This is a genomic window from Acidocella sp. MX-AZ02, from assembly GCF_000306035.1.
Taxonomy (GTDB): Bacteria; Pseudomonadota; Alphaproteobacteria; order Acetobacterales; family Acetobacteraceae; genus Acidocella; species Acidocella facilis.
On sequence record NZ_JH976209.1, the window covers coordinates 47,574 to 56,389 of the forward strand.

The window sequence follows — 8,816 nt, forward strand, 5'->3', positions numbered from 1 at the left end:
AAAAGAAGGGAGCGCTTAATCGCTCCCTTCTTTATATTCGGGAGCGAAAATTATCCCTAAAAACGGAGGCTTTCGCCAGACAAGCAGCCCGGTCGGCCACGCAGCCACCCTCCAGCCACCAGCCCCGCACCGCCGCCAGCACCTCACCCATCTTCGGCCCAGCCTCCACAACCCCGGCCAGATCCCGTCCCTGCAACGGAAACACCGGCCGCGCCATCGCTGACAGCCGCGCCCGCAGCGCCTCCCAGCCTGCGCCATCGTCGCCTTGCAGCCAAATCCGCCCGGCCAGCGCCTCATGCCCGGCCACCGCCAGAGCGCGGCGCAACGCCGCATCCTCATCCTCCGGCCCAATCCCCAACGGCAGCCGCCACGCCGCCAGCAAAGCCGCCTCCGCCCCGCTCAGCTTCAACCGCCGCGCCAGATCCTCATCACTCAGCGCCGCCACCCGCAATAACGGCTCCGATGGCGCCCCGCGCCCCAGCAGCGCCGCCAACCGTTCAACCCTGGCCCCCGGCAGCACCATTTCCAGCACCCCGGTCTCGCCCATCAGCGCCACGGCCCGCAGCGGGGCAGGGGCCGCCAAAATCTTCTTCACCTCGCTCCACACGCGCTCCGCCGAGAGCTGCCGCAAGCCTTCACGCCCGTCCCTGATCGCCGCCAGCGCCGCCGCATCCGCCTCCCTCCGCCCATAGCGCGCGAAGAACCGGAAAAACCGCAAAATCCGCAGATAATCCTCCGCCACCCGGGCCGCAGCATCGCCGACAAACCGCACCACCCCCGCCGCCAGATCCGCCTGGCCGCCGAAATAATCGAAAATCTCGCCCGCTTGCGTGCAGCTCATCGCATTGATGGTGAAATCCCGCCTGGCCGCATCCTCCCGCCAGTCATCGGTAAACTCCACGCGCGCACGCCGCCCATCCGTCTCCACATCGCGGCGCAGCGTCGTCACCTCAAACCCATGCCCCGCCGCCACCAATGTCACCGTCCCATGCGCCAGCCCGGTCGGCACCGCCTTCAGCCCCGCCGCCCTGGCGCGCCGCATCACCTCCTCCGGTGCCAGCGGCGAGGCCATGTCCACATCCGCCACCGCCCGTCCGGCCAGCATGTCGCGCACAGCACCCCCCACCATCCGCGCCTCCGGCAGCGCCGCCCACACCAACGCCAAGCCCGGCAGATCGATCACGCCACCCCCCGCAACCGCAGCGCCAGCAAGCGCAATATCTCCGCCGTCGCCCCCCAGATCACATGGTCCGGATGCGGCCATACCCAGAAGGCCCCCTCCCGCCCGCGCCACACCGCCTGCCGGCGCAGCGGGTACTCTTCGTTCAGCAATACGGAAAAAGGCAGGGAGAAAATCTCCTCCACCTCGTCATCGGCTGGCCGCAGCGCCACACCCTCGGGCACCAGCCCGACAATCGGGGTGATATGAAACCCGGTCCCGGTGGCATGGTCATGCAGCCGCCCGAGCAGCTCCACCTGGGCCGGATCAAGCCCGATCTCCTCCTGCGCCTCGCGCAAGGCGGCTTCAACCGGCGTCTCGCCCAGCCCCTCGATCTTCCCGCCAGGAAACGACACCTGCCCGGCATGGGTGGTCATCAGCCGGCTGCGCCGGGTCAGCCACACGCCGCGCCCCGGCTCCAGCGCCACCAGCACGGAAGCCGGACGCAACCGCCCCAGCGCCAGCGCGTTAAAGGCCAGATTTTCGGGAAAAGCCCGTCTCAGCTGCGCGGCCTTCATCGCCGCACCGCCCGGATCTCACTCGTCCAGATCGCACTCCGCATCGGAACAGCAATTCGGCATATCGCCAAGCGGGAAGAACACCCCCTCGCTCCACACCCCCATGACCTTGCGGCCCTTGACGATGCCCGGTTCGGACAGCGCCACCAGCTCATAATAGGTGGCGCGGTTGATCCGCGCCTCGATCGGGTATCTGCCTTTGCCATCGCGGATATGAAGATAGGGCGTCGGCTCGCAACTGAGCAAATCATGCGCGATGCGGATGCGATGCGCCGGCCCCGCCGTCACGCATTGATCGACATTGGTGCGGAAACACAGGCTCTGGTTCCGGCCCTCGCCGCTCCATTGCAGCTCCACCGCCAGGAACGGCACATCCTCCACCTCGATCCTGCCGCGCTCGGCGGGTGTCTGCAGGATGTACTGGCCCTCCTCGTCGCGCGTCAGCACGGTGGAAAACAGGCAAACCATCGGCTTGCGGGTGATCGGGCTGCCTTTATACAGCCAGGTTCCGTCGCGGCGGATCAGGAAGGGCAGATCCCCGCAATCGGCGAGCGGACGTGCCGACGCGGCATCGCTCACACCCTGCCGCAGCCCCCCTTTCACCTCATACGTCACCTGATCACACTCCTCTCTCCAAGCGGATATAGGTTGCATAAGGAACGGATCAAAGAGGCAAGCGCGCCCGCACGCCTTTCCGCGTTGAAATAGACACATCCCCGCATGAACGCAGCGCCAATCTGATGAATCCTTAATTTATTCGACCCCAAAACTTTCTTGCGGCTTTGAAAGCCTTGGCGTTTTTCAGGCAAACTCGCTAAACCCCCGGCATGGATTACGATGTCATCGTCATAGGCGGCGGCCATGCCGGCACCGAGGCCGCCGCCGCCGCGGCGCGGTTTGGCGCCCGCACCGCCCTGATCACCCAAAGCGCCGCGCGCATCGGGGAGATGTCCTGCAACCCCGCCATTGGCGGCATCGGCAAGGGCCATCTCGTCCGCGAGATCGACGCGCTGGACGGGCTGATGGGCAAAGCCGCAGACGCCGCCTGCATCCATTTCAAATTGCTGAATCGCGGCAAGGGCCCCGCCGTGCGCGGCCCGCGCGCCCAGGCGGACCGCAAACTCTACCGCGCCGCCATCCAGGCCCTGCTCGCCGCACAACCCAACCTTACCATTTTGGAAGGTGAGGCCGCCGGTCTGGAAATGCGCGATGGCCGCCTCACCGGCATCAAACTCGCCTCCGGCGCAACCCTCACCTGCGCCGCCGCCGTGCTCACCACCGGCACCTTCCTCAACGGCGTGCTGCATTTCGGCCCGCAGATGCAGCCCGGCGGCCGGGTGGATGACGCCCCCTCCCGCGCCCTGGCGGCTGATTTGCACCGCCTGGCGCTGCCGCTGGGCCGGCTGAAAACCGGCACCCCGGCGCGGCTGGCCAAATCCAGCATCGATTGGGAAAGCCTGCCGGAGGATCGAGGCGAAACCCCGCCCGAGCCCTTCTCGGCCCTGACCGCGCGCATCACCAACCCGCAAATCTCCTGCCGCATCACCGGCACCACCGAGGCCACGCACCAGCTCATCCGCGACAATCTCCACCAATCCGCGGTCTATGGCGGCAACATCGCTGGGCGCGGCCCGCGCTATTGCCCCTCGATCGAGGACAAGGTGGTCCGCTTCGCCGAAAAACCCGGCCATCAGATCTTCCTGGAGCCGGAAGGTCTGGATGACGATACGATCTACCCGAACGGCATTTCCACCTCGCTGCCGCTGGCGGTGCAGGCGGCGATGATCAAAACCATTCCTGGATTGGAACAAGCCAGAATCCTGCGCCCCGGCTACGCGGTGGAATATGACTATGTCGACCCGCGCGCCCTCGACCATGCCCTGGCGCTGAAATCCCTCCCCGGCCTCTATCTCGCCGGCCAGATCAACGGCACCACCGGCTATGAGGAAGCCGGCGCCCAGGGCCTCGTCGCCGGGCTCAACGCCGCGCGCCGGGCAGGGGGGATGGATCCCGTCCAGCTTTCCCGCGCCGATGCCTATATCGGTGTGCTGATCGATGATCTGGTGACGCAAGGTGTCACCGAGCCCTACCGCATGTTCACCTCCCGCGCCGAATACCGCCTGCTGCTGCGCGCCGACAATGCCGAGCTGCGCTTAACGCAAAAGGGCCTGGATTGGGGCTGCGTCGGCTCCGCGCGCGAAGCCGCCTTCGCCGCGCTGAAAGCCGAAATCGCGGCGTTTGGAAACAAGCCGGAAGGTGAGGGCAGGGCCGCCAACATCTTGCGCGCGGACCTGCTCTATGCCGGCTATATCGCCCGGCAGAATTCCGAAATCCGCTCCCGCGAAAAGGACGAGGCGGTGAAAATCCCCGACGCCTTCGACTACACCGCCATCGGGGGCCTCTCCGCCGAGCTGCGGGAAAAACTCACCCGCACCCGCCCGCAAACCCTCGCCGCCGCCGGCCGCATCGAGGCGATGACCCCCGCCGCGCTGGGCGCCATTTTCGGCGCCCTGCGCAAGGCCGGCCGCGCCGCATGAACGAGGAGAAGCTGCGCGCCTTCGCCGATCTGGTGCTGAAATGGTCGCCGAAAATCAACCTGGTCTCCAAGGCGGACCTGAACCATGTCTGGGACCGGCACATCCGGGACTCTCTGCGCCTGCTCCCCTATCTGCCCAAGGATCTCGACCGCGCCATCGATCTCGGCTCCGGCGGCGGTTTTCCCGGCATGGTGCTGTGCATCGCCAGCGGCATCCCGTTCGAGATGATCGAATCAGATTCCCGCAAGGCCGCCTTCCTGATGGAAGCCGCGCGCCAGACCGGCGCACCGGCAAAAATTCACAATTGCCGCATCGAAGCCGCCCGCGTCGAGCCCGCTGCCGTCATCACCGCCAGAGCCTTGGCACCTTTGGATAAATTGCTAGGCCTGGCGGCACCTTTGCTGAAACCGCAGGGGTTTTGCCTGTTCCCGAAAGGCAAAGGCTTGGAAGTTGAATTGACGCTCGCCGCCCCCCTCTGGCACATGGATACAGACCATATTTCCGCCCCGGACTGGGGCGAAAGCTGCATCCTGAAAGTGAGCCAGATCCGCCATGCCGGAGCCGCATAAAAAACCGCGCATCATCGCCATCGCCAATCAGAAAGGCGGGGTCGGCAAAACCACCACCGCCATCAACCTCGCCGCCGCGCTGGCGGTGGGGGGGCTGAAAGTGCTGCTGGTCGATATCGACCCGCAAGGCAATGCCTCCACCGGGCTTGGCATCGACCATAACGCCCGCAATGGCGGCAGCTACGCGCTGCTGGCGGGGGATGTCAGCCTCGCGGACTCCATCGTTGCCACCAATGTCGAAAACCTCTCCGTCGTTCCCGCCGTCGCGGATCTGATGGGGGCGGACATGGAATTCAGCGCCCATGAGCGCCGCAACTTCCTGCTCACCGACGCCTTCGCTCAAGGCTGCGATGCCGATGTGGTGTTTATCGACTGCCCGCCGGGCCTAGCTCTGCTCACCCTCAACGCCCTCACCGCCGCGGATGCCGTGCTGGTGCCGCTGCAGGCGGAATTCTTCGCGCTGGAGGGCATCTCGCAGCTGATGCGCTCGGTGGAAATGGTCAAGCGCAGCCTCAACCCGAAGCTCGAAATCGAGGGCATCGTGCTGACCATGACCGACCGGCGCAACAACCTGTCCGAACAGGTCAGCGGCGATGTCCGCACCTATTTCAAGGACAAGGTTTTCGAAACCGCCATCCCCCGCAATATCCGCATCACCGAAGCCCCTTCCCACGGCATCCCGGTCCTGCTTTATGATTTCCGCTCCACCGGGGCACAGGCTTATTTGTCCCTGGCGGCGGAATTTTTGCGCCGGGCGCGCGCACGGAAGGAATTGGCATGAGCGGCAAGGAAACACGCAAACCTCTGGCACGCGGCCTCGCCGCCCTGATGGGCGATGCCGTGGCTGTGCCCGCCAGCCCCAACGCCCCTGGCGTGCAGCGCCTGCCGGTGGAAATGCTGGAACCGAGCCCCTTCCAGCCGCGCCAGGAAATGGACGAAACCGCCTTGCAGGAGCTGGCGGATTCCATCGCCCAGCGCGGTATTTTGCAGCCGCTGCTGGTCCGCCCGAAACCCGGTGTCGCCGGGCATTACCAGATCATCGCCGGCGAGCGCCGCTGGCGCGCCTCCCAGCGTGCGAAGCTGCATGAAGTGCCGGTGCTGGTGCGCGATCTCTCAGACGCGGACGCCATGGCCGCCGGGCTGGTGGAGAACCTGCAGCGCGAAAACCTCAACCCGGTGGAAGAGGCCGAGGGCTATAAGCGCCTCACCGACGAGTTCAAGCTGAGCCATGACAAGCTGGGCGAGGCGGTCGGCAAATCCCGCTCGCACATCACCAATGTCATGCGCCTGCTCTCTCTGCCGCCGCAGGTGCAATGGCTGCTGCGCGACGGCGAGATCTCCACCGGCCACGCCAAGGCGCTGATGGCGCATCCCGACCCGGTGAAAGCCGCCAATGATGTGGTCAAGCGTGGCCTCTCAGTGCGCCAGACCGAGGCGCTGGTGAAAAATCTCGGCCAGTCCATCGCGCCCAAGGAAACCACCCGCGCGCCTCGGCCGACCGGCGATAATGCGGAAATCGCCGCGTTGGCGGACAGCCTTTCCGAGAAACTTGGCCTCAAGGTTGAGGTCAAATTCAATGGCCAGGGCGGCGCCCTGATCCTGCATTATGCGGACCTCGACCAGCTCGATACCGTCCTGGCGCTGCTGAATAACTGACGCCTCCGCCGATGTTCCACGTGGAACATCGGCCCGCCCGCCGACGTCCTATGTTCCACGTGGAACATCCCCACCCCAGCCAGCCTCCAATGTTCCACGTGGAACATCGACCAACCACCCAGCGCCCTATGTTCCACGTGGAACATCGCCCCGCCCAAGCAATGACATCGCTCTAAACAGATTTTTAAGCCTGTTCCGTCATGCTCCGTCTGCGCTGGCCTCGCCGCGCCGCGACCATGCTTGAAGGAACTGGACATGTCATTTCTGCGCCGCCTCTCCATTACCTGGCAGTTCAACCTGCTCTCGGCCTTTGCATTGCTGCTGATGGTCTCCGGCACCGCCGTCTCTCTGCACCAATCCTATAATGCCGAGATGGCTGAGAAAAAATTCCAGATCCGCTCCATGGATGAAGCCGCGGCCAGCATCGCGGAATATTATGTCGGCCTGGCCAAGGCCGGCAGCATGACAACGCCAGAGGCGCAGAAAGCCGCCCTCGCCGCCATCGGGGCCATCCGCTACGGCAACAATACAAATTATCTTTTTGTCTACAATACAGAAGGAGTGGCGCTACAACATCCGTTCAAGAAATTGATCGGCAAGAATCTTATGAACGTGCCGGACGCCAAGGGTAAGCTGTTCAATCCCGAGATGTTCCGCCAAGCGATCGAGGGGCATGTCTATTTCGCGCATTATGTCTGGCCCCGCACCGCCGGCGCGACGCCGGAACCCAAGATGAGCTCCCTGCTCCTGGTGCCGGAATGGCATTGGGTGGTCGGCACCGGCGTGTATATTGACGATGTCGACAGCATGATGCTTGCCCATCTGCTCACACTCTCAGCCATATTCCTGCCCTTGTTGGGCCTGTATCTCATCGCCGTATTTGCGGCGCGCCGGCAGATCTCCGGGCTGCTGACCGGGCTGAGCCAGGCGATGAAGCGGATTTCCGCCGGCGACCTCAACGCCCCCATCCCCGCGACCGACCGGCATGACGAACTCGGCATCATGGCGACCTCGCTGACCAGCTTCAAAGCCGACGCCATCGAAAAGCGAAAGCTGGAAGCGGACGCCGAAACCATCCGGCGCCAGGCCGAGGAAACGCACCGTCTCGCCGAGGCCGAGGCCGCACGCCGCGCCGAAGAGCAATCGGCAGTCATCGTCGGGCTGGGCGGCGGGCTGAGCCGGCTGGCCGCGGGGGATTTGTCGCAGAGTCTCGATACGAAGTTCGCCGCGGAATACGAATCTTTGCGCGCGGATTTCAACGCCGCGCTGAAGCAGCTGCGCGCCACCATGGCGGCGGTGGGCGAAAGTGTCGGCAATGTCCGGGCCGGCACGGCGGAAATGATGGAAGCGGCGGACGATCTTTCCCGCCGGACGGAACATCAGGCGGCGGCGCTGGAGGAAACCGTCGCGGCGCTGGATGGCGTCACCCGTACCGTAAAGGAAACCGCCGAGGATGCGGAGCGCGTGCTGCGTGTGGTCGGCCAGGCGCATGACAAGGCCAGCCAATCCGGAACGGTGATGCGCAATGCCGTGGAGGCGATGACCGAGATCGAAGCCTCATCCGGGCAGATCGGCAATATTATCGGCGTGATCGACGAAATCGCCTTCCAGACCAATCTTCTGGCGCTGAATGCCGGGGTTGAGGCGGCGCGCGCCGGCGAGGCGGGGCGGGGTTTTGCCGTGGTCGCCACCGAAGTGCGGGCCCTGGCGCAGCGCTCCGCCGAAGCCGCAAAGGAGATCAAGACGCTGATCTCGACCTCCGGCGCGCAAGTGGAAACCGGCGTGCGGCTGGTGGGCGAAACCGGGACGGCGCTGGCCGAAATCGTCACCCAGGTGGCGGAGCTGAATCAGATGGTGAAAAAGATTTCCAGCTCCGCCACCCAGCAATCGATGGGGCTGGCGGAAGTGAACGCGGCGATGGGGCAGATGGATCAGGTCACCCAGCAAAACGCGGCGATGGTCGAGGAAAGCACCGCCGCCTGCCATGCCTTGGCGGAGAATGCCGGGCAGCTGGACCAGCTGATCGCCCAGTTCAACATCACCGCAGCGCCCGGAAAAACCGCCCAACCGGCGAAGGGAAAACCGGAGGGACAGGCCCACGCCAAGATCCTCACCGGCAATTTCCGGCCTCTTCCGGGCGCGGTGACTGGTTAAAGAAATATGTGCCTCCGCCCCGGCTAGAGCATATTCCGTTCCCGTTGGTGCACGGAATACGCTCCAGCTTTTTGTTCGAGCGAGCAACTTTATCCGATCAAACGAGTCCGTTTGATCACATGTTGCTCTAGAGCAATATGTGTTTAGGTTGACGCGCCAGCGT

The 8,816-nt window shown here is 64.8% G+C and carries 8 protein-coding genes; 5 read left to right on the forward strand and 3 right to left on the reverse strand.

Annotated elements, in window-relative coordinates:
• Window positions 1-31: 31 nt before the first annotated feature.
• Genes MXAZACID_RS12480 through MXAZACID_RS12490 form a run of 3 tightly spaced genes read right to left on the reverse strand, consistent with a single transcriptional unit; the run spans window position 32 to window position 2,352 of the window.
• Window positions 32-1,129, reverse strand: coding sequence for a CCA tRNA nucleotidyltransferase (locus MXAZACID_RS12480; RefSeq protein WP_240376683.1), 1,098 nt, complete (start codon window positions 1,127-1,129; stop codon window positions 32-34).
• A 50-nt stretch (window positions 1,130-1,179) separates the two neighbouring features.
• Window positions 1,180-1,737 carry a CoA pyrophosphatase gene (locus tag MXAZACID_RS12485; protein ID WP_008494755.1) on the reverse strand — a complete coding sequence of 186 codons (558 nt, stop codon included), beginning with the start codon at window positions 1,735-1,737 and terminating at the stop codon, window positions 1,180-1,182.
• A gap of 18 nt (window positions 1,738-1,755) precedes the next feature.
• Window positions 1,756-2,352, reverse strand: coding sequence for a DUF1285 domain-containing protein (locus MXAZACID_RS12490; RefSeq protein ID WP_008494756.1), 597 nt, complete (start codon window positions 2,350-2,352; stop codon window positions 1,756-1,758).
• Between the two features lie 212 nt (window positions 2,353-2,564).
• Here MXAZACID_RS12490 and mnmG point away from each other — a divergent pair, with 212 nt between their 5' ends.
• From mnmG to MXAZACID_RS12515, 5 genes are all read left to right on the forward strand, one after another.
• A complete protein-coding gene (mnmG, locus tag MXAZACID_RS12495) occupies window positions 2,565-4,274 on the forward strand; it encodes a tRNA uridine-5-carboxymethylaminomethyl(34) synthesis enzyme MnmG (RefSeq protein WP_008494757.1) in 1,710 nt (569 codons plus the stop codon).
• On the forward strand, window positions 4,271-4,843 hold the full coding sequence (rsmG, locus tag MXAZACID_RS12500) for a 16S rRNA (guanine(527)-N(7))-methyltransferase RsmG (protein WP_008494758.1): 573 nt from the start codon (window positions 4,271-4,273) through the stop codon (window positions 4,841-4,843). The genes mnmG and rsmG overlap by 4 nt, the downstream gene beginning before the upstream one ends.
• Window positions 4,827-5,624: a ParA family protein gene (locus MXAZACID_RS12505; protein ID WP_008494759.1), complete on the forward strand. Its 798-nt coding sequence runs from the start codon at window positions 4,827-4,829 to the stop codon at window positions 5,622-5,624. Before rsmG ends, MXAZACID_RS12505 begins: the two co-directional genes overlap by 17 nt.
• On the forward strand, window positions 5,621-6,499 hold the full coding sequence (locus tag MXAZACID_RS12510; RefSeq protein WP_008494761.1) for a ParB/RepB/Spo0J family partition protein: 879 nt from the start codon (window positions 5,621-5,623) through the stop codon (window positions 6,497-6,499). Before MXAZACID_RS12505 ends, MXAZACID_RS12510 begins: the two co-directional genes overlap by 4 nt.
• 255 nt (window positions 6,500-6,754) lie before the next feature.
• Window positions 6,755-8,653: a methyl-accepting chemotaxis protein gene (locus tag MXAZACID_RS12515; protein WP_008494762.1), complete on the forward strand. Its 1,899-nt coding sequence runs from the start codon at window positions 6,755-6,757 to the stop codon at window positions 8,651-8,653.
• The last annotated feature ends 163 nt before the right edge of the window (window positions 8,654-8,816 follow it).

Excerpts from the sequence above, each read along its gene's own strand:
- MXAZACID_RS12480 (WP_240376683.1), bottom strand. The coding sequence starts at position 1,129 with ATGGTGGGGGGTGCTGTGCGCGACATGCTGGCCGGACGGGCGGTGGCG.
- MXAZACID_RS12505 (WP_008494759.1), top strand. The coding sequence starts at position 4,827 with ATGCCGGAGCCGCATAAAAAACCGCGCATCATCGCCATCGCCAATCAG.
- mnmG (WP_008494757.1), top strand. The coding sequence starts at position 2,565 with ATGGATTACGATGTCATCGTCATAGGCGGCGGCCATGCCGGCACCGAG.
- rsmG (WP_008494758.1), top strand. The coding sequence starts at position 4,271 with ATGAACGAGGAGAAGCTGCGCGCCTTCGCCGATCTGGTGCTGAAATGG.
- MXAZACID_RS12515 (WP_008494762.1), top strand. The coding sequence starts at position 6,755 with ATGTCATTTCTGCGCCGCCTCTCCATTACCTGGCAGTTCAACCTGCTC.
- MXAZACID_RS12510 (WP_008494761.1), top strand. The coding sequence starts at position 5,621 with ATGAGCGGCAAGGAAACACGCAAACCTCTGGCACGCGGCCTCGCCGCC.
- MXAZACID_RS12485 (WP_008494755.1), bottom strand. The coding sequence starts at position 1,737 with ATGAAGGCCGCGCAGCTGAGACGGGCTTTTCCCGAAAATCTGGCCTTT.